Here is a 19,212-nt window from a genome sequence, read left to right as displayed (position 1 = left end):
CGTCGCGCGGGCCCGTCCCGGCACCGCCAAGGAGAGCGACATGCGCAGACTCCTCCGCCCCGTCCTCGGCGCGGCCACCGCCGTCCTCGCCACCCTCGCCTGCACCACCTCGGCCAGCCCGGCGGCCGCCGCCGACGCCCCCTACGACGTGCTGGTCTTCTCCAGGACCGCCGGCTTCCGGCACGACTCCATCCCCGCCGGCATCCAGGCCGTCCGCGACCTCGGCGCGGCCAACGCGTTCACCGTCACCGCCACCGAGGACCCCACCCGGTTCACCACCGCCAACCTGGCGAAGTACGAGGCGGTGGTCTTCCTCAACACCACCGGCGACGTGCTGGACCCCACCCAGCAGGCCGCCTTCGAGGCGTACATCGCCGCCGGTGGCGGGTTCGTCGGCGTGCACTCCGCCGCCGACACCGAGTACGACTGGCCGTTCTACGGCAACCTGGTGGGTGCCTGGTTCGCCTCCCACCCGGCCATCCAGCAGGCCACCGTCCGGGTCGAGGACCGGGCCCACGCGGCGACCGCCCACCTGCCGCGCGGCTGGGTACGCACCGACGAGTGGTACAACTACCGCACCAACGCCCGCTCCACCGCGCACGTGCTGGCCGACCTGGACGAGTCGTCGTACTCCGGTGGGTCCATGGCCGGCGACCACCCGCACGCCTGGTGCAAGACCTACCAGGGCGGACGCTCCTTCTACACCGGCGGCGGGCACACCCAGGCGTCGTACGCGGACGCCGCGTTCCGGGCCCACCTGCTCGGCGGCATCCGGTACGCGGCCGGCCGCGCGAAGGCCGACTGCCGCCCCGAGACCGGCTACACGCCGCTCTTCGACGGCGCCACCACCGGCTGGTCGCAGGCCGGGCCGGGCGGCTTCACCAACGCCGACGCGACGCTCAGCTCCTACGACGGGATGGGCCTCTACTGGTACAGCGCGAAGCAGTTCACCAACTACTCGCTGAAGCTGGACTGGCGGCTGGCCGGGGACGACAACTCCGGTGTCTTCGTCGGCTTCCCGCCGTCCAGTGACCCCTGGTCGGCGGTGAACAACGGCTACGAGGTGCAGATCGACGCCACCGACTCGCCGGACCGCACCACCGGCGCGGTCTACACCTTCAAGTCCGCCGACCTCGCCGCCCGGGACGCGGCGCTCAACCCGCCGGGGGAGTGGAACACCTACGAGCTGCTGGTCGAGGGGGAGCGGCTCCAGGTCTTCCTCAACGGTGTGAAGATCAACGACTTCACCGACACCGACCCGGCCCGCTCGCTGGCCGGGCACATCGGGCTGCAGAACCACGGCACCGGCGACGATGTCTCGTTCCGCAACGTCCGGATCAAGGAGCTGGGCGGCACCCCCACCGGCAACACCACCGTGCAGGCCGAGGCGTACAGCGCGGCGAGCGGGGTCAGCCCGTTCACCAAGGCCGGGGCCAACGGCGGCCAGACCCTGGGGTACGTCGACCCGGGCGACTGGGCCGCGTACAACGGACTGGACCTGACCGGGGTGACGTCGCTGCGGGCCCGGGTGGTCTCCGGCGGCCCGGGCGGCACCCTCGGCGTGCGTACCGGCTCGCCCACCGGCCCGCTGATCGGCCAGGTGGCGGTGCCGAACACCGGCGGCTGGACCACGTACGCGGACGTGGGCACCACCCTGACCGGGGTGCCGTCCGGCCCGCAGAACCTCTACCTCACCTTCGCCGGCACCGGGTCGGGGCTCTTCGACGTCGACGACTTCACCCTGGTCCGGGGCGTCGCCTCGGGCGGCACCGGCCCGGTCAGAGGGCTCGCCGGCAAGTGCCTGGACGTCCGCAACGCCGCCACCGCCGACGGCACCCAGGTGCAGCTCTACACCTGCAACGGCACCGCCGCGCAGACCTGGACGGTGACTCCCGACGCCACGGTCAAGGCGCTCGGCAAGTGCCTGGACGTCTCCGGTGGCGGCTCCGCCGACGGGACCAGGGTGCAGCTCTGGACCTGCAACGGCACCGGCGCGCAGAACTGGTCGGCCCAGCCGGACCAGACGCTGCGCAACCCGCAGTCCGGCAAGTGCCTGGACGTGGCCGGCAACAGCTCCACCGACGGCACCCCGGTGCAGTTGTGGACCTGCACGGGCGCGGCCAACCAGCGGTGGACACTGCCGTGAGGTGAGGGGCGGGGGAGGGGGCCGCACCCGGGCCCCCTCCTTACGCCCCGGCCGGCGGAGGCTGCCGTACCTTGACGGGGTGGCACGCCTGCAGCGCTGGCGCCGGGCCGTCCGGGCGCACCCGACGGTCAGCGACGCCCTGCTCGCCGCGCTGCTCTTCGTGGTGAGCCTGCTGCCGGTGAACCCGCCCGGCGGTCCGCCGCGCGATCCGCTGACCACCGGCGCGGTGCTGCTCGCCCTGGTCGGCTGCGCGGCCCTGGTGCTGCGTCGCCGGTACCCGCTGCCGGTCCTGGCGGTGGTCACCGTGGCGGCGGTCACCTCGCTCCTCGCCCAGCAGGCCCGGGGACCCTTCGTGCTCACGGTCGCGCTGGCCGCGTACACCGTGGCGACCCGGACCGACCGGCGGACCGCGGTGGCGGCCGGCGCCGCGAGCGGTGTGCTGCTCGGCGCGGCGGCCGTCACCGCGCTCGGCGTCGCCTGGCTCGACCCGGCCGTGGTGGTGCTACTGCTCTGGTTCGGCGTGGCCGTCGCGGCCGGCGACGCGGTACGCAGCCGGCGGGCCTACGTGGCGGTGCTGGAGGAGCGTGCCCGCCGGGCCGAGCAGACCCGCGAGGAGGAGGCCCGCCGGCGGGTCGCCGAGGAGCGGCTGCGCATCGCCCGGGAGCTGCACGACGTGGTGGCCCACCACATCGCGCTGATCAACGTGCAGGCCGGCGTGGCCGGGCACCTGCTGCGCGAGCGGCCCGACGCCGCCGAGGAGGCCCTCGGGCACGTCCGCACGGCCGCCCGGACCGTCCTCGACGAGCTGGCCACCGTGCTCGGCGTGCTGCGCCGCGACGAGGAGCCGGACGCGCCCACCGAACCCGCGCCGAGCCTGACCCGACTGGACGCCCTCATCGACGGGTTCGCCACCGGCCAGCCGGTGCGCTGGACCCTCTCCGGGCAGCCCCGGCCGCTGCCCAGCGCGGTCGACGTGGCCGCGTACCGGATCATCCAGGAGTCGCTGACCAACGCGCACCGGCACGCCCCCGGCGCGGCCGTCGCGGTCCGCCTCCGCTACACGCCGGACGGCCTCGGCGTCGAGGTACGCGACGACGGCCCCGCCGTGCCGGCGGGCCCCGATGCCGGGACGGGCGCGCCGGGCCGCGGGGCCGGTGCGGGTGGGCCGGCGGCTCCCGGGGCCGGCCTCGGCCTGCTCGGCATGCGGGAACGCGCGGAGGCGGTGGGTGGCACCTTCACCGCCGGACCCCGCCCCGAGGGCGGCTTCCTGGTCCGCGCCGAGCTGCCCGCACCCGAGGACGAGGAGGCCCCGTGAGCGCGAGGAGTGAGCCGGTTTTGCGAGCCCCGCAGTCGCGAACGAAGGCGGCACAGTGACGGTCCGGGTGCTGCTGGCCGACGATCAGACCCTCATCCGGGCCGGCTTCCGGGTGCTGATCGACTCCGCGCCCGACCTGGCCGTGGTCGGCGAGGCGGCCACCGGCCGGGAGGCGGTGGCGCAGGCCCGCGCGACCCGGGCCGACGTGGTGCTGATGGACATCCGGATGCCCGACCTGGACGGGCTCGCCGCCACCCGGGAGATCACCGCCGCCGAGGACCTGGCCGGCGTCCGGGTGCTGATCCTCACCACGTTCGAGGTCGACGAGTACGTCTTCGAGGCGCTGCGGGCCGGGGCCAGCGGCTTCCTCGGCAAGGGCGTGGAGCCGGCCGAGCTGCTGGACGCCATCCGTACCGTCGCGGCCGGGGAGTCCCTGTTGTCCCCGAAGGCCACCCGGGGGCTGATCGCCCGGTTCCTGGCCCAGCCGGAGCCGGCGCCCCGCGCGACGCCGGACGAGTTGCGGGTGCTGACCGAGCGGGAACGGGAGGTGGTGGGCCTGGTCGCCGCCGGCCTGAGCAACGAGCAGATCGCCCAGCGCCTGGTGCTCTCCCCGCTGACCGCGAAGACCCACGTCAACCGGGCGATGGCCAAGCTCGGGGCGCGGGACCGGGCCCAGCTCGTGGTGATCGCGTACCAGACCGGTCTGGTCCGCGCGGACCCGCCGGCGCGGTAGGCGACCACCGCGCGTACCGCGCCCGCGGTACGCCCAGGTGTCCGCGCCGGGCCGACGCGGCGACGGGGGTACGCGGGCCAGGGTTGGACGCATGATCGAAGCGACCGACCTGACCAAGCGCTACGGCGACAAGCTCGCCGTGGACTCCCTGACCTTCCGGGTCGAGCCGGGCGTCGTCACCGGCTTCCTCGGCCCCAACGGCGCCGGCAAGTCCACCACCATGCGGATGATCCTCGGCCTGGACGCCCCGACCGCCGGGCACGTGACGGTCAACGGACGCCCGTACGCGGCGCACCGCGACCCACTGCGCCAGATCGGCGCGCTGCTGGAGGCCAAGGCCGTGCACACCGGCCGGTCCGCCCGTAACCACCTGCTCGCGCTGGGTGCCACCCACGGAATCGGCCGACGCCGGGTCGACGAGGTGATCGACCTGGTCGGGCTGCGCGAGGTGGCCGGCAAGCGGGCCGGCGGTTTCTCCCTCGGCATGGGCCAGCGGCTCGGCATCGCCGCCGCGCTGCTCGGCGACCCGGCCGTGGTGATGCTGGACGAGCCGGTCAACGGCCTCGACCCGGACGGCATCCGGTGGATCCGTGGGCTGCTGAAGGGCCTCGCCGCCGAGGGGCGGACCGTCTTCGTCTCCTCCCACCTGATGAGCGAGATGGCGCAGACCGCCGAGCACCTGATCGTGGTCGGTCGCGGCCGGCTCATCGCCGACGTCTCCCTCGCCGAGTTCACCCGGCAGGCGTCGCGGACCACCGTACGGGTGCGCTCGCCGCACGCCACCGCCCTGCGGGACCTGCTGGTCGGCCCGGACGTGACGGTCACCGGTGGCGAGCCGGGGCTGCTGGAGGTGACCGGGCTGCGCCGGGAGGAGATCGGCGACCGGGCCGCCGCGGCGGGTCTCACCCTGCACGAGCTGACCGCCACCGAGGCCTCCCTGGAGGAGGCGTTCATGACCATGACCCGCGACGCCGTCGAGTACGCCGGCGCCACTGGAGGGGACCCGCGATGACCACCGCCCTGCCCACCACCGTGCCCACCGACGCCCGGGTCACCGGCCCCCGGGTGGTCCGCGCCGAGTGGATCAAGTTCCGCTCGCTGCGCTCGACCCTGATCCTGCTGGCTGCCACGGTGGTCGTGTTCGCGGCGCTCGGCCTCGGCTTCTCGGCGTTCCTGTCCGACGCCACCATCGAGCCCGGCACCCCGGCACCGCCCGGTGGTCCTTCCTCACTGGACCCGCTGGGCGCGAGCCTCGGCGGGGTCAACCTCGCCCAACTGCTCATCGGCACGCTCGGCGTGCTGCTGGCCGCGGGGGAGTACTCGACCGGGATGATCCGGTCCTCGCTCGCCGCCGTACCGAGGCGCTGGCCGGTGCTCGCGGGCAAGGTCGCCGTGGTGGCCGGGGTGTCGCTCGCCGTCCTGGTGCCGGCGACGCTGCTCACCTTCCTCGGCGGGCAGGCCATCCTCGGCGACAAGGGCATCTCGCTCGGCGACGACGGTGTGCTGCGGGCCGTCCTCGGCACGGCCGGCTACCTGGCCGGGGTCGGCGTGCTGGGCCTGGCCCTCGGGTCGCTGCTGCGTAGCGTCGCGGGCGCGCTCACCAGCCTCGTGGCGCTGCTGCTGGTCGTGCCCGGGGTGGTGTCGCTGCTGCCGGAGAGCTGGTCGGAGGTCATCTCCCCGTACCTGCCGTCCAACGCCGGTCAGGCGTTCATGAGCATCGGGTCCTCGTCGGACCTGCTCTCGCCCGGGGCGGGGGCGGCGGTGCTCGCGGCCTGGCTGGTGGTGCTGCTCGGCGGCGCGGTCGCGCTGCTGCGCCGCCGCGACGCCTGAGGCGTACGCGGGGCCCGCCGGCCCGGCGGGCCCCCGCGCGGTCGCGCGGGCCTTCCGCCACCGCCGTCGCCGCCCTTAGAGTGAGGGGCGGCGACCGTGCGGTCGCCGGTGGTCCGGCGGGCGGCGCAACCCGTCGGGTGCAGGCGCATCCGCGCCCACCGGCGGCTCCCCGTGTCGCCTGATCCGGTCACCTCGCCCCGGTCCGCGACGGAATCCCCCATCACCACAGGGGAGAAGCACAATGGCGCGACCGATCACGCTCTTCACCGGCCAGTGGGCCGACCTGCCGTTCGACGAGGTCTGCCGGCTGGCCGCCGAGTGGGGCTACGACGGCCTGGAGATCGCCTGCTGGGGCGACCACTTCGAGGTCGACCGGGCCCTCGCCGACGACTCGTACGTCGACCGCAAGCGGGCCACCCTCGCCAAGCACAATCTGCAGGTCTTCGCGATCTCCAACCACCTCGTCGGGCAGGCGGTCTGCGACCACCCGATCGACGAGCGGCACCGGGACATCCTGCCCGCCCGGATCTGGGGCGACGGCGAGCCGGAAGGGGTCCGTCGGCGCGCCGCCGAGGAGATGAAGGACACCGCCCGGGCGGCGGCGAAGCTGGGGGTACGGACGGTCGTCGGCTTCACCGGCTCGTCGATCTGGCACACCCTGGCCATGTTCCCGCCGGTGCCGCCGTCGATGATCGAGCGCGGCTACCGGGATTTCGCCGACCGGTGGAACCCGATCCTCGACGTCTTCGACTCCGTCGGGGTGCGCTTCGCCCACGAGGTGCACCCGAGTGAGATCGCCTACGACTACTGGACCACGAAGCAGGCCCTGGCGGCGATCGGGCACCGGCCGGCGTTCGGGCTGAACTGGGACCCGTCCCACTTCGTCTGGCAGGACCTCGACCCGGTCAACTTCATCCTCGACTTCGCCGACCGGATCTACCACGTCGACTGCAAGGACGCGAAGGTGCGTACCGGCGACGGGCGGCGCGGCCGGCTCTCCTCCCACCTGCCCTGGGCGGACCTGCGCCGGGGCTGGGACTTCGTCTCCACCGGCCACGGTGACGTGCCGTGGGAGGACTGCTTCCGGGCGTTGAACGCGATCGGCTACGACGGCCCGATCTCGGTCGAGTGGGAGGACGCCGGGATGGACCGCCTGGTCGGCGCGCCCGAGGCGCTCCAGTTCGTCCGTCGGCTCGCCTTCGACGCACCGGCCGCCGCCTTCGACGCCGCCTTCTCCAGCAGCCGCGAATAGGACGGACACACGGCGGCGGGCCGGTCACCAGAGTGGTGACCGGCCCGCCGCCGGATGTATCAGAGGGTGCTGCCGTTGGTGCCCGTGCCGGTCGACTTGCTGCTCGTGCTGGTGGTGGACGAACCGGTCACGCTGGTCGACCCGGTCGAGCCGGCCTTGGCGCCGACCGCGGCCGGGGTGCCGGCGAACGGCTTGTCGGCGTCGGTCAGCCCCGGCTTGCTGCCGTTGCCGGTGCTCAGCTTCTCACCGATCCTGGTCTGCCCCAGCTTGTCCTTGCCCTCGGAGTAGAGCCGGGTCGCCTGGGCCTGCGCGACGCCTGCCGCCTCCTGGACGGTCGGGTGGTCGAGCACCTTACGGCCCCGGACCATCAGCTCCTCGTACTTCTCCCGGCCGGCACGGGCGCCCAGGACGAATCCCGCAGCCAGCCCGCCAAGAAACATGATCTTTCCGCGCATGGCGGCTCCTTCCGTACCTGACGCGCCGCCGTTCCCGGTCCGGAGGTTCCCGGCGGGACCGGCCATCTCGCGCCTGCATTCTCTGTCGGCGGCTAACTACCCATCCTGCTCTCTGCTCATACCTCCTTGTGCCGAGATGACGATTTGTCCGTTTTGAGGGAGCGGCGGCCCGGCCGGGGAAGTCGGGTAACCCCCTGGCGCACCACCCCCCGGAGTCCTGTACTCTTATGCCCGTCGCACGGCGCGGAGAGATCCGGCAGCCGGGCGGTGCACGGTCCCCTGTAGCTCAATTGGCAGAGCAGCCGGCTGTTAACCGGCAGGTTATTGGTTCGAGTCCAATCGGGGGAGCTCAGCTCCACATCGCGCCCGTCGGCCCTCGCCGACGGGCGTTTCTCGTTCCCCCCACCCCCGCGCTCCCGCTGCCCGCCTCCACTCCGGCGATCTCGCACTTTCGGCCCCGACGAAAGCCTCTTTCCGGGCGCCCCGAAGGCAGAAACTGCAAGATCGCAGGGCTGGGGGCGGGGGTGGGGACGGGGGTTTCCGCCCCTGAGGGTGGTTTCGGGCGGCAGGATGGGCGGTGTCGACTTAGACTCCCGCTGCGTCGATTGGTGCGTCGATTCAAGGGTGGGTGGGGATGGCCGGAGGACGGAGCCGCTGGGCCGCGACACTGGTCGCGGTGGCGGTCGTACTGGGTTGGCTGGTCATCGGGGGTGTCGCCGGGCCCTACTCCGGCAAGCTGGGCGAGGTCGCGACCAACGACAACGCCTCGTTCCTGCCGGCCGACGCCGAGGCGACCCGGGCGCAGAACCTCTCCGCGGGCTTCGTGGAGAAGGAGAGCACCCCGGCCCTCGTGGTCTACGAACGCCCCTCCGGGATCACCCCCGCCGACCAGCAGCGGGTGCAGGCCGACGCGGCCCGCTTCGCGCAGGTGTCCGGTGTGGTCGGCCCGCTGCCACCGCCGATCGTCAGCCAGGACCGGCAGGCCGTGCAGGTGGTCGTCCCGATCGACAGCGCCGAGGGGGAGCAGATCCGCGCCGTCGTGGACCAGCTCCGCGAGATCGCCGGTACGGACCGGGACGGGCTCACCGTCGACGTCGCCGGCCCGGCCGGCCTGCTGGCCGACCTGATCGAGGTCTTCTCGGCCATCGACGGGCCGCTGCTGCTGGTCACGCTGGTCGTGGTGCTGATCATCCTGCTGATCGTCTACCGCAGCCCGGTGCTCTGGGTCTTCCCGCTGCTCGCCGCGGGCATGTCGTACTCGCTGGCCGCCGTCTGCGTCTACCTGCTGGCCAAGAACGACGTCATCAAGCTCAACGGGCAGGCGCAGGGCATCCTCACCGTGCTGGTCTTCGGTGCCGGCACCGACTACGCGCTGCTGCTCATCGCCCGTTACCGGGAGGAGCTGCACCGCCACGAGCGCCCCTGGGACGCGATGCGGACCGCCTGGAAGGGTGCCGCGCCGGCGATCATCGCGTCCGGCGCCACGGTCATCGTCAGCCTGCTCTGCCTGCTGCTGTCCAGCCTGAACTCCAACCGGGCGCTGGGGCCGGTCGCCGCCGTGGGCATCGCCGCCACCCTGCTGGTGATGCTCACCTTCCTCCCCGCCCTGCTGGTGCTCGGCGGGCGCTGGGCGTTCTGGCCGCGCCGGCCGCAGTTCGACCGGGCCGACCCGCAGACCGAGCACGGCATCTGGGGCCGGATCGCCGGTTTCGTGGCCCGACGCGCCCGGACCGTCTGGGTGGTCACCGCCGTCGTGCTGGCCGCCCTCGCGGTGGGGGTCACCCAGCTCGGCGCCACCACCCTCGGTCAGTCCGACCTGTTCACCCAGCGCACCGACTCGGTCGCCGGCCAGGAGGTCATCGCCCGGCACTTCCCGGCCGGCACCGGCAGCCCGGCCACCATCTTCACCACCCAGGCCACCGCCCAGCAGGTCGCCCAGGTGGCCCAGGGCGTGCGCGGAGTGTCCTCGGTACGGCCGGTCACCGGGCAGGGCGAGGCCGGCCCGCCCGAGGAGAACGCCGCCCCGAAGGTGGTCGACGGTCGGGTGCAGCTCAACGCCACCCTGGCCGACCCGCCGGACAGCAACGGCGCCGAGCGGACCATCCGCGAGTTGCGCGAGGCGGTGCACAAGGTGCCCGGCTCCGACAGCGTGGTCGGCGGCTTCACCGCCATCAACGTGGACACCGCCGACGCCTCCACCCGGGACCGCAACGTCATCATCCCGGTGGTGTTGCTGGTCATCGCGGTGATCCTGGCCCTGCTGCTGCGCGCGCTGCTCGCCCCGCTGCTGCTGATCGCCACCGTGGTCCTGTCGTTCCTGGCCACCCTCGGGCTCTGCGCGCTGATCTTCAAGTACGTGCTGGACTTCCCCGGTGTGGACCAGTCCTTCCCGCTCTTCGCGTTCGTCTTCCTGGTCGCCCTCGGCATCGACTACAACATCTTCCTGATGAGCCGGGTGCGGGAGGAGTCGGTGCGCCGCGGCACCCGGGCCGGCGTGCTCTCCGGGCTGGCCGTCACCGGTGGCGTGATCACCTCGGCCGGCATCGTGCTCGCCGCCACCTTCTCCGCGCTCGCCGTGCTGCCGCTGGTGGTGCTGGTCGAGCTGGGCGTGGCGGTGGCCGCCGGGGTGCTGCTCGACACCATCGTCGTCCGCTCGCTGCTGGTGCCGGCGCTCTCGTACGACATCGGGCCGAAGATCTGGTGGCCGGGCAAGCTGTCGCGGACCCACCGCGACGGCGACCGCGTGGCCCCGGAGGTGGACCGTGCCCGGTGAGGCCGACGTCGTCATCGTCGGCGGCGGTCTCGCCGGGCTGGCCGCCGCCCGCCGGCTGCACCGCGCCGGGGTCCCGTGGCGGCTGCTGGAGTCCGCCGACCGGCTCGGTGGGCGGGTCGCCACCGACCGGGTCGACGGCTACCTGCTGGACCGGGGCTTCCAGGTGCTGAACACCGCGTACCCCCGGCTCGGGTCCCTGCTCGACCTGGGGGTGCTGGACCTCGGCTGGTTCACCTCGGGCGTGCTGGTCCGCCGCGGCGACCGGCTGGAGCGGCTGGTCAACCCGCTGCGCGATCCCACCGGTACGCCCGGCACGGTCACCGCCGGGATCGGCTCGGTCCTCGACCGGCTCCGCTTCGCCGCCCTCGCCGCCGGCTGCGCCACCCTGCCGGTGACCCGGCTGCTCACCGCCGAGGAGACCACCAGCGAGGCGGCGCTGCGCCGGGCCGGGCTCTCCGACGCGATCGTCGAGGAACTGCTCCGGCCGTTCCTCTCCGGCGTGCTCCTGGACCGGGAACTGGCGACCTCCAGCCACGTCCTCGCGATGATCCTGCGCTCCTTCGCCCGGGGCCGGATCGGCCTGCCCGCGCGCGGCATGGGCGCGCTGCCGGCGGCCATCGCCGAGCCGCTGCCCGCCGAGCTGATCGAGCGGGACACCCGCGTCGCCGAGGTGGCGCCCGGCCGGGTCCGCACCGACGCCGGCGAGATCACCTGCCGCGCCGTCGTGGTCGCCGTGGACCCGCCGGCGGCCACCACGCTGCTGCCCACCCTCCATCGGGTACGCATGCACAGCTACACCACCTACTACCACAGCACCGACACTCCGCCGCTGGCCGAACCGATCCTGCTGCTCGACGGGGAACGGCGGGAACTGGTCGCCAACACGGTGGTGCTCAGCAACGCCGTGCCCACGTACGCGCCGGCCGGCCGGCACCTGGTGGCCACCTCGGTGGTCGGCCCGCAGGCCCCGCCCGAGCCGGTGATCCGCCGCGAGCTGGACCGGCTCTACGGCCGCTCCACCGCCGACTGGAGCCACCTCACCACGATCTCCGTGCCGGACGCGCTGCCCGCCGCGCCGCCGCCACAGGGCCGGCTGCGCAAGCCGGTCGCGCTCGGCGACGGTCTCTTCGTCGCCGGTGACCACCGGGACAGCCCGTCCATCCAGGGGGCGCTGGCGAGCGGCTGGCGGACGGCCGGCGCGGTGCTCGCCACGCTCCGGGCGGCGTGAGCGCGCGCTGTTATTCTCGCGTTGCCCATCGTGTCGGGCCGATCTCCACGACCGGTCCGTTAGGTGGTGGCCGGTGATCCGTTGGGCGGGTTACGATCCGGCGCGGTAGCGGGGCGGTAGCTCAGCGGGTTAGAGCAGGGGACTCATAATCCCTCGGTCGCGGGTTCGAGTCCCGCCCGCCCCACCCGCAAATCGGATATGTCCGTTTAGCGAAAGTCGAGCTCGTTCGCGAGCTGGACTTTCGTCTGTCTGGGGCCGGTCGGGGTCTTCGATGGTCGATGTGGCGGTGCGCGAACCGTGGAGACTCCTGACCGGCCGGCTCATGTGGCTGCGCGCCGACGGTCAGGTGCAGACTCCGCCGTGGGCCATCAGATCTGACGGTCACGGCCCAGATCATGACACCGGCTGGGCGGGGTTGACGATCTGTCCATCCGTGGAATACGCGGACAGCAAGGTCGCTGGAGCGCCACCATCGATCGCACGGTCCTGACGCCTCAGGTGCAAGGGGCATTGTCTCGAGGAGCCTGTTGAGGTGAGGGTTGGTGGCGTCGGCGGGAACCCACACCCATACCTCCAGCGAGCTGGGCGGTACAGGCTCCCAGGCGTAGAGCTCGTCCATGAGCGCGTGCCCTTCGATCAGGTGGTTGATCGATGGGCTGACCTCGAGGAACGGACCGCCTGCGCTTACCCCGAATCGGCCGTCGGTGTGCACGAGATAGGACACAGGCGACGAGACGTGCGCTCCGTGCCATCCAAATGACCATCCAGTGGGCTCCGCCCGAACCACGTCGAGAAGATCGAATTGCCAGCGGCGGAGTGAGTCGAGATGCCGATCACCGATGCGGACGCGGCGGCGAACGTCGTAGCGCTATCCGCCGAAACGGGCGGCGAACGCCTCGCGGCGAACGATCACCTCAGGCGGCGCTGCAGTCATCCGTCCGGATCGATCTGGTCCCCGCAGGAAGTCGGTTCGCAAACGCGGTTGCTCGGGCTGGCGAATCCCAGCTCGGGCACTCCCCAGGCCTGCGACCTGATCAAGCCGCTCATACGGCGACCCTGCGACCAGGAGACGGAGAAACCCGGCCCGAGCCGGACCTTCGGCATGCCCTGCACCAACAGGCATCGGCCGACGTCATCACGCAACCGGGGCTCACATCAAGATCGATTGCTCGTGAAAGACCGAGGCTAGCTCGATTATGAGCTGGGCTTTCGTCTGTCTGCACGGTTGGAATCGTCGATTGCGGACGTGGCGGTGCGCGAACCAGCCACGAGCGCATCGGGGCTCGGTTCCACCGGACGCAGATTGCGCGTGTTTCGGTCTAGTCGGATGCGGCGGTAGCAGTCGCTCTTGGCAGAACGGCCGGACTTGGTCAGCGCGTGTCGCATCGGCGATTGGTTCCATCCGTGGGGTAGGTCCGGCATGCTCCAGCCGGGGGTCGGGCCGGAAGTCGCAGTGAGTGCCCTCAGGCCGGAAGAGCGCGGTACCCCAAGAGCAGGTGTCCGGAAGGTGTGGACTGCGCGTCAAGCAGCGTCAGCCGGCGCAGCGTGTCGTCGTGGTCGAACAGCCTTCGCCCGTCGTTGGCTAGCGTCGGAGTGATGACCAGTCGCAGCTCGTCGACCAATCCCGCTTTGAGGAGAGACTGTGCCAGCCTGATGCTGCCGTGTACTCCGATGTCAGCGCCCTCCTGACGCTTGAGAGACGCGACATAGTCGGCGACCGGAACATCCACCAATAGCGTCCCAGCCCACTCGGTGGCGGGCTTACTGGAAGTGATGACGTGCTTGGCTGTGCGGTTGATGAAGGTAGCGAACGGTTCGACGTCCGAGCTAGGCCAGTAATCAACCCAATAGTCGTACGTACCGCGCCCCAGGAGCACAGTATCCTGCGTGCTGATGACGCTGGAAAGGTTCTCGAAGACCTGCTGATCGACGTCGAACATCCAGTTTCCCGGCTCTTCGGCAACTCCGTCTAAAGACAGCAGCTCATAGACCACGACCTTACGCATACTTTGGTGTCCTTCGGTCCGGCGGCGGTCACCGCGATGGCGATGCGTTGGGTTTAGCGTAAGACACCGCTGTTTGGTCCACGACTACGAACACCACTCCGAGATGTCCGAGCGCACGCTCCGCTGAAGGGAGCCACGGTAGCCTATGGGCAGGTCATCGGCTATCGCCAGGCGCCCTTGGGGGAGCAGTTGACAGCGGACAGCGGGAATTCCGAGTGGGCGGACACAAAGGTGAAGGCGTGTTGTAGTTACGGATGGTGACGCCGCCCCGGTCGCGGTTGGCCGGTCGGTGCCGGCGGCTACTGTCGAGGCATGGTGCAGCAGCGGATCATCGTGGTCGATGATCGGGTGTATCGGCCTGCCGGGTGGTGGACTCCGACGGTGCATGCGCTGCTGGAGTATCTGCACGGGGTTGGGTTCACCTGCGTTCCGAAGCCGTTCGGCGTGGTCGACGGCACGGAGGTCCTCGGCTTCATCCAGGGCGAGTCCGGGGCGGTCGGCTGGCAGCGGGCGGTGCCCGAGGCCGGTTTGCGATCGCTCGCCCGGCTACTGCGCGACTACCACCAAGCGGTGGCCGGGTTCGTCGCGCCGGATGGGGCCTGCTGGGCGTTGTCCGACCGACCGGCCCAGTCCGGTGAGGTCATCTGCCACGGCGACTTCGGGCCGTGGAACGTGATCTGGGACGGCCTGCGGCCGGTGGGCTTGGTGGATTTCGACTTCGCCCAGCCGGGTGACGCGCTGGACGACGCTGCATACGCCTTGGAGTACCTGGCACCATTTCGCGACGATGCGCACGCGATGCGCTGGCAGGGCTTCACGGCACCACCGGACCGCGTACGCCGCATCGAGCTCTTCGCCGAGGAGTACGGCATGGCCACCGGTGAAGGGCTCGTCGAGGCAGTGATCCGTCGGCAGCAGTTGACCGGCCGCAACGTGCGTGCACTGGCCGAACGAGGGCTGGAGCCACAGCGCTCCTGGGTCGCCGACGGGTTCTGCGACGAACTGGCGTCCCGCGTGCAGTGGTCCAAGGACAACCGAGCCCTGTTCACGTCGCGGACTTGCGTCAGGAGTCAAGGTGACAGTCCGTCACCAGCCTGACCGCCCGGCCGGAGTCATCGTGTCCGCCCACCCGGTTCCTCACGTCCGCCCGTCCGGAGTTTCAGGTGACTGCTGGCAGCAGTTAGGGATGTAGCCCGCCCCGGCGTACCGACCTGCTCCCACCCGGGCTCATGCGGAGGCCGGTTAGTCCACAACAAGGTGGGCCTGCAAGTGCGGACGACACGGGCAGGCCCATACGTTGATGTAGCGAATCGCCTACGACTCCCGCCTGCGGACGGCGGCAACAGTCACGGCAGGCCCCTGAGCAGTGTGAATGCGGTTCGGGTTGTGCCCACATCGGGTCCACCAACGGCACGTGATCCGGGAAAACGTGAATCTGTTCGGGCGGTACCCGAACCGCCCTGGCAATATGCGCCGTGACCTGGGAGAACGTGCACTTCTGTCGGTGGACCTGATCCACACCTGCCCGGCCGTTCACACCTTGTACATCAGGAGCAAGCTAGCCGTAGCGGGCCGGCGTCTCCGCAATGCTCGATCGAGGTCAACGCACGTGCCGAGCGATGGCACGGGCGCAGTCCAGCGATTCGGCGTGGGTGGTATCAACCTCGACGTCGTACGCGACGCCCTTGTGCACGGCTTCAGCCTGCGGCACGGCCATCCCGGGGACTCGGTCGCCTCGGGCGAACTCCCGCGCTGCGGCGGCTTCTGGCGCACAGTGCACACCGACCCAAAACACCTCCAGGCCGTCAAGGTGGCCGCGGAGGCGCTCCTGCGAGGCCCGGCCGTCGAGGAAGACGTCATCGATGATGATCCGTGCGCCCGCTCTGGCCATGGCCGCGACACCCTGTGTCCAGGCTGTCTCGATTGCTCGCCAGTCCTCGCCGAGGACTACTTCGCCACCATGCCCGAAGGAGATACCAGAGCCGGACTCGACCAGGGCGGGCGGCAGGCGGTCGACCAGGTCGTCCACACCCATATTGATCCACGGCTGGGGGAGGATCGCCTTGAGACAGCGGACAATGCCGGACTTACCCGAACTGGACGGAGAACCGGCCGTTCCACAGTGCAACGAAGCCGGCTGAGGTACTGGACAATGGTGTCGGCTCGACAGGGTATTGGCACCTCGATCACCGTGACACGGGCTTTCTCCGGGTTCGCTTTGACGCTCCTCCTGCGCGAGCCGCCGACCCGGCGTCACGCGGTGTGGTCCGAATTCGGTTGGCAGGATGATTGGTCGGGTCTACCGTCGCGCGGTGCGCCCTGGTGAGATCGTCGTGTCTGTTGAGCAGGTCCGCGCTCTGATCGACGAGCAGTTTCCTGCGTGGTCGGGCTTGCCGATCGTGCCACAGCCATTGACGGGCACCGACAACGCGCTGTTCAGGCTGGGTGACGGCCTGACAGTACGGTTGCCGCGGGCACCGTGGGCGGTCGACCAGGTCGAGACCGATGCGACCTGGCTGCCGCGATTGGCGCCGCATCTGCCGGTGCCGGTTCCCGTGCCGCTCGCGGTCGGCGCGCCTGGTGGGGACTATCCGTGGCGGTGGACGGTCGTCCCGTGGCTGGATGGCCGCAATCCCGAAGCCGGGCAGCATCTGGTCGATCTCGCCGTCGATCTCGCCGGTTTCGTGCGCGCGATGATCGCGCTCGACCCGATGGGCGGGCCGGTCAAGGAGGGGATCCAGCGCGGCGTTCCGCTGGCGTGGCGGGACGAGTTGACCCGCCGCTCGATCGCGGTGCTGGGCGACCGGATCGACGGTCGGGCGGTGACCGCGGCGTGGGACGAGGCGATGGGCACCGACGAGTGGCGCGGACCGCCGGTCTGGCTGCACGGTGATCTGCTGGCCGGCAACCTGCTGGTCGAACGCGGCAGGCTCACCGGTGTGATCGACTTCGGTGGTCTCGGCCGCGGCGATCCGGCGGTCGAGTTGCGCCCGGCCTGGAGCCTGTTCGATGCCCGCGCGCGGGCCGCCTACCGGGAGGCGCTCGGGTTCGACGAGGCGACCTGGGTGCGTGGGTGGGCCTGGATGCTGTCGGTCTCGCTCTACTGGCTGGCGGACCTGTGGGACTCGATCAGCGAGGACGACCGCACGGACGCGATCCGCCACATGGACGACATCGTCCGTCATCGCCACGATTGACGAGTCGGATGAGCCAGTGGTGAATTTGGTCAGGTCAGGCGCCGACGTACGGCCGTCAGCGTCACGATCGGCCCCTGGACAGCGTGAACGTGGTTCGGGTCGTGCCGCATCCGGTCCACCAACCCTCTCCCCGGGTCGAACGGGCTACCGGCGAGGTCAGGTCAACGTGCCCGCGCGGGCTCGCCCTGGCCGCCGCCGACCGGGCGGACGCTCAGTCCCGGCGAGCGGCGAGATGCCCGAGGATCTGGCCGAAGACCTCCGCGATGCCGTCGACGACGACCGGATCGGTCACCATCCCGTCCGGGCCGACCGAATCGCGCGACACCGGCAGCCGGACGCACGCCGAGGCGATGACGTCCGCGTCGACGTACCCCAGCACGGTGGCGAGCGTCGCCTGCGCGCCGTCGCCGCGACCGGGATGCGCCACGGTGACCCAGGCGACCGGCTTGCTGTTCAGCTCACCGGTGCCGACCGTCAGGTCCAGGAGGTTCTTGAGGCTGCCCGGCAGGGTCCCCGCGTACTCCGGGGTGCAGAAGACCACCGCGTCGGCCTGCGCCAACTGCTCGCGCAGGGCGGCGACCGCCGGGTGGTCCCGCTGCTCGTCCCCGCCGGGAACGAACGCGGGCAGGTCGACGAGGCCGCCGTACAGCTCCGCCGTGACACCCTGTGGCGCACGGGCCCGCATGGTGCGCAGCAACGCGGTGTTCGTCGAGCCGTCCCGGGTGCTGCCGGACACCAGCACGATCCGAGCTGCCCCGGTCACCTCAGTACCTCCCGGTGCGACGGTGGCCGAGCAGATGGGCGAGCTGTTCCGTCGGGGACGCCGGGTCGGCTCCGTCGACCGGGACGTCGTACATGACGCCGCGCAGCCGATCGGGTACGACCGCGGCGGCGTACCCGAGGCAGCGGTCCGCGATGCCGTCGGGTGCCTCGCTGGGCTGCCCGGTGGCCACCGCCAGGTCCCAGCCGTGCGTGACCGTCTCGACCGTGAAGCCGCGAGCGGCTTCCAGAGCCGTGCACGACCCCCAGGGCGCGACGACGGGATCGGCGGCGGCCAGGCGGGACCACCCCGCTCGGATCTCGCCGGCCAGGACGGTGTACGTCGCGGCCAGCTCGTCGTCGGGGACATCGGTGACCACATGGGGAACCGTGCGGGTGGCGACGCGTCGTGCCGTACCCAGCGAGCGGTGCGCGGTGCCGAGCAGGTGCCCCAGGAGGCTCCGGACGTCGAAGTCCGTGCAGGGAGTCCGGGCGTCGAGCTGTGCCGGCTGCGTCGCGGCCGCCAGCTCACCGATCCAGCGGCACGCGGCGGAGTAGTCCTGCAGTTGCCCGGCGAAGGTCACGGTCCGAGATGGTATCCGCCGTGCCGGCGGGCGGTGGTCCGTAGTTGGTCGGACACAGCCCTTTCGACCATGGCCCCCGGTCGTCGGCGGCGTGAAAGGGGCGGGGCGTGTCGGACTGGGAACAGGTGCTCACCCGCGAATTGCAGCGGTTCCTGCCCGAGCCGCTGACGGGCGACTCACGCCGCGCCCGCTAGGCCTTCTACCACTGGGACGACCTGCTCGCCGACGACTTCTTCGCGGACGCGGACCTCGACCGGCTCGCCGCGCTCGCCGAGCCGCAGTCGTGCGTGGTGGCCGGGATCGGGACGAGCGGCATCGGTTGGGACCGGTGGGCGTTCGACCTCGGCCGCTCGATCTTCCCGGTCGACGACGCGGGAGAGATCGCAGCGCTGGCGGGCCGGCCCGCCGCCGACCTGCTGGCCGCGGCCCGCCCCTCCGGCGGCCGGGCCGTGCTGCCCGGTGCCGAGCTGGCGCGGGTACTGCGCCGGCACGGCGTGCCGCCGGAGGCTCTCGCCGAGGACGGCGTGGTGCTGCCGATCCACGTCCGGGTGGTCACCGACGGGAGCCTGCTCGACGCGCTCCGGGCGGCCACCGGCACGATGGACCGGGCCGGGCTGGAGTCCGTCGACCCGGACGCCGAGGTCGATCCGCGGTGGCGGGCGGCGCTGGACGGGATCGCCGACGCTGAGCTGCGCTCCCACCTGAGCGCGTTGTTCCTCGACGACGAGTCGGCCCGGGCCTACGGCGGCGAGTACTGCGGCGCCCACTGGCCGAGCGGCAGCGAACCGATCCGGTCCGCCGCCGCCCGGGTCGTCGCGGCTTGGGAGTTCGGCGAGGGCCAGGCCTGGTCGGCGATCGTCGAGCTGGCCGACGACCACCGACCGCCGGGGGTCTGAGCCCACCGGGCTCCGAGTGTCAGGTGTCGATGGTGCTG

General features: G+C 71.7%; 16 protein-coding genes and 2 tRNA genes. 13 read left to right on the top strand and 5 right to left on the bottom strand.

Features of this window, described 5'->3' with window-relative positions; all coding sequences use genetic code 11:
• The first annotated feature begins 40 nt into the window (after window positions 1-40).
• From GA0070611_RS15500 to GA0070611_RS15475, 6 genes are all read left to right on the top strand, one after another.
• The gene (locus tag GA0070611_RS15500; protein WP_091672981.1) at window positions 41-2,146 is read left to right on the top strand and encodes a ThuA domain-containing protein; all 2,106 of its coding nucleotides are present in this window, start codon (window positions 41-43) and stop codon (window positions 2,144-2,146) included.
• A 79-nt stretch (window positions 2,147-2,225) separates the two neighbouring features.
• Window positions 2,226-3,461 (top strand): sensor histidine kinase, encoded by a 1,236-nt coding sequence (locus GA0070611_RS15495; RefSeq protein WP_091664732.1) that lies wholly within the window; start codon window positions 2,226-2,228, stop codon window positions 3,459-3,461.
• 55 nt (window positions 3,462-3,516) lie between these two features.
• Window positions 3,517-4,194 carry a response regulator transcription factor gene (locus GA0070611_RS15490; RefSeq protein ID WP_091664729.1) on the top strand — a complete coding sequence of 226 codons (678 nt, stop codon included), beginning with the start codon at window positions 3,517-3,519 and terminating at the stop codon, window positions 4,192-4,194.
• 91 nt (window positions 4,195-4,285) lie between these two features.
• Window positions 4,286-5,206 carry an ABC transporter ATP-binding protein gene (locus tag GA0070611_RS15485; RefSeq protein ID WP_091664726.1) on the top strand — a complete coding sequence of 307 codons (921 nt, stop codon included), beginning with the start codon at window positions 4,286-4,288 and terminating at the stop codon, window positions 5,204-5,206.
• Window positions 5,203-6,024, top strand: a complete 822-nt coding sequence (locus GA0070611_RS15480; RefSeq protein ID WP_091664724.1) for an ABC transporter permease subunit — start codon at window positions 5,203-5,205, stop codon at window positions 6,022-6,024. The genes GA0070611_RS15485 and GA0070611_RS15480 overlap by 4 nt, the downstream gene beginning before the upstream one ends.
• 241 nt (window positions 6,025-6,265) lie before the next feature.
• Window positions 6,266-7,276, top strand: coding sequence for a sugar phosphate isomerase/epimerase family protein (locus GA0070611_RS15475; RefSeq protein ID WP_091664722.1), 1,011 nt, complete (start codon window positions 6,266-6,268; stop codon window positions 7,274-7,276).
• A gap of 59 nt (window positions 7,277-7,335) precedes the next feature.
• On the opposite strand, the gene GA0070611_RS15470 is transcribed toward GA0070611_RS15475, so the two are convergent.
• Window positions 7,336-7,731: a hypothetical protein gene (locus GA0070611_RS15470; RefSeq protein ID WP_091664719.1), complete on the bottom strand. Its 396-nt coding sequence runs from the start codon at window positions 7,729-7,731 to the stop codon at window positions 7,336-7,338.
• Window positions 7,732-8,006: 275 nt separating this feature from the next.
• Between GA0070611_RS15470 and GA0070611_RS15465 the strand changes: the two genes are divergently transcribed.
• The 4 genes from GA0070611_RS15465 to GA0070611_RS15450 all read left to right on the top strand — a co-directional run bounded on the left by GA0070611_RS15465 (window position 8,007) and on the right by GA0070611_RS15450 (window position 11,916).
• A tRNA-Asn gene (locus GA0070611_RS15465) sits at window positions 8,007-8,079 on the top strand.
• Window positions 8,080-8,365: 286 nt separating this feature from the next.
• Entirely contained in the window at window positions 8,366-10,504 is a 2,139-nt protein-coding gene (locus GA0070611_RS15460; RefSeq protein WP_091664717.1) for an MMPL family transporter, read from the top strand.
• Window positions 10,494-11,732, top strand: a complete 1,239-nt coding sequence (locus GA0070611_RS15455) for an NAD(P)/FAD-dependent oxidoreductase (protein ID WP_091664715.1) — start codon at window positions 10,494-10,496, stop codon at window positions 11,730-11,732. The genes GA0070611_RS15460 and GA0070611_RS15455 overlap by 11 nt, the downstream gene beginning before the upstream one ends.
• Window positions 11,733-11,842: 110 nt before the next feature.
• Window positions 11,843-11,916: transfer RNA gene (locus GA0070611_RS15450), tRNA-Ile, on the top strand.
• A gap of 1,279 nt (window positions 11,917-13,195) precedes the next feature.
• Here the strand turns inward: GA0070611_RS15450 and GA0070611_RS15445 are convergent.
• Complete coding sequence (locus GA0070611_RS15445; RefSeq protein ID WP_091664712.1) at window positions 13,196-13,738, bottom strand: dihydrofolate reductase family protein; 543 nt, start codon at window positions 13,736-13,738, stop codon at window positions 13,196-13,198.
• Window positions 13,739-14,050: 312 nt separating this feature from the next.
• Between GA0070611_RS15445 and GA0070611_RS15440 the strand changes: the two genes are divergently transcribed.
• Window positions 14,051-14,836 (top strand): aminoglycoside phosphotransferase family protein, encoded by a 786-nt coding sequence (locus tag GA0070611_RS15440; protein ID WP_091664710.1) that lies wholly within the window; start codon window positions 14,051-14,053, stop codon window positions 14,834-14,836.
• 502 nt (window positions 14,837-15,338) lie between these two features.
• Here GA0070611_RS15440 and cpt read toward each other — a convergent pair.
• On the bottom strand, window positions 15,339-15,866 hold the full coding sequence (gene cpt, locus GA0070611_RS15435; protein ID WP_091664709.1) for a chloramphenicol phosphotransferase CPT: 528 nt from the start codon (window positions 15,864-15,866) through the stop codon (window positions 15,339-15,341).
• Between the two features lie 184 nt (window positions 15,867-16,050).
• On the opposite strand from cpt, the gene GA0070611_RS15430 reads away from it, so the two are divergent.
• Window positions 16,051-16,935 carry an aminoglycoside phosphotransferase family protein gene (locus tag GA0070611_RS15430; protein ID WP_231921136.1) on the top strand — a complete coding sequence of 295 codons (885 nt, stop codon included), beginning with the start codon at window positions 16,051-16,053 and terminating at the stop codon, window positions 16,933-16,935.
• Between the two features lie 211 nt (window positions 16,936-17,146).
• Here the strand turns inward: GA0070611_RS15430 and GA0070611_RS15425 are convergent, their stop codons facing one another.
• Window positions 17,147-17,698, bottom strand: coding sequence for an NADPH-dependent FMN reductase (locus tag GA0070611_RS15425; protein ID WP_091664704.1), 552 nt, complete (start codon window positions 17,696-17,698; stop codon window positions 17,147-17,149).
• Window position 17,699: 1 nt separating this feature from the next.
• Entirely contained in the window at window positions 17,700-18,278 is a 579-nt protein-coding gene (locus tag GA0070611_RS15420; protein WP_231921135.1) for a TIGR03086 family metal-binding protein, read from the bottom strand.
• A gap of 287 nt (window positions 18,279-18,565) precedes the next feature.
• Between GA0070611_RS15420 and GA0070611_RS15415 the strand changes: the two genes are divergently transcribed.
• Window positions 18,566-19,174, top strand: coding sequence for a hypothetical protein (locus GA0070611_RS15415; RefSeq protein WP_091664701.1), 609 nt, complete (start codon window positions 18,566-18,568; stop codon window positions 19,172-19,174).
• Window positions 19,175-19,212: the final 38 nt, after the last annotated feature.

It is taken from the genome of Micromonospora auratinigra (assembly GCF_900089595.1).
GTDB classification, from domain to species: domain Bacteria; phylum Actinomycetota; class Actinomycetes; order Mycobacteriales; family Micromonosporaceae; genus Micromonospora; species Micromonospora auratinigra.
Note: the sequence above shows the minus strand (reverse complement) of the source record. Positions and strands in the feature narration are given on the sequence as shown.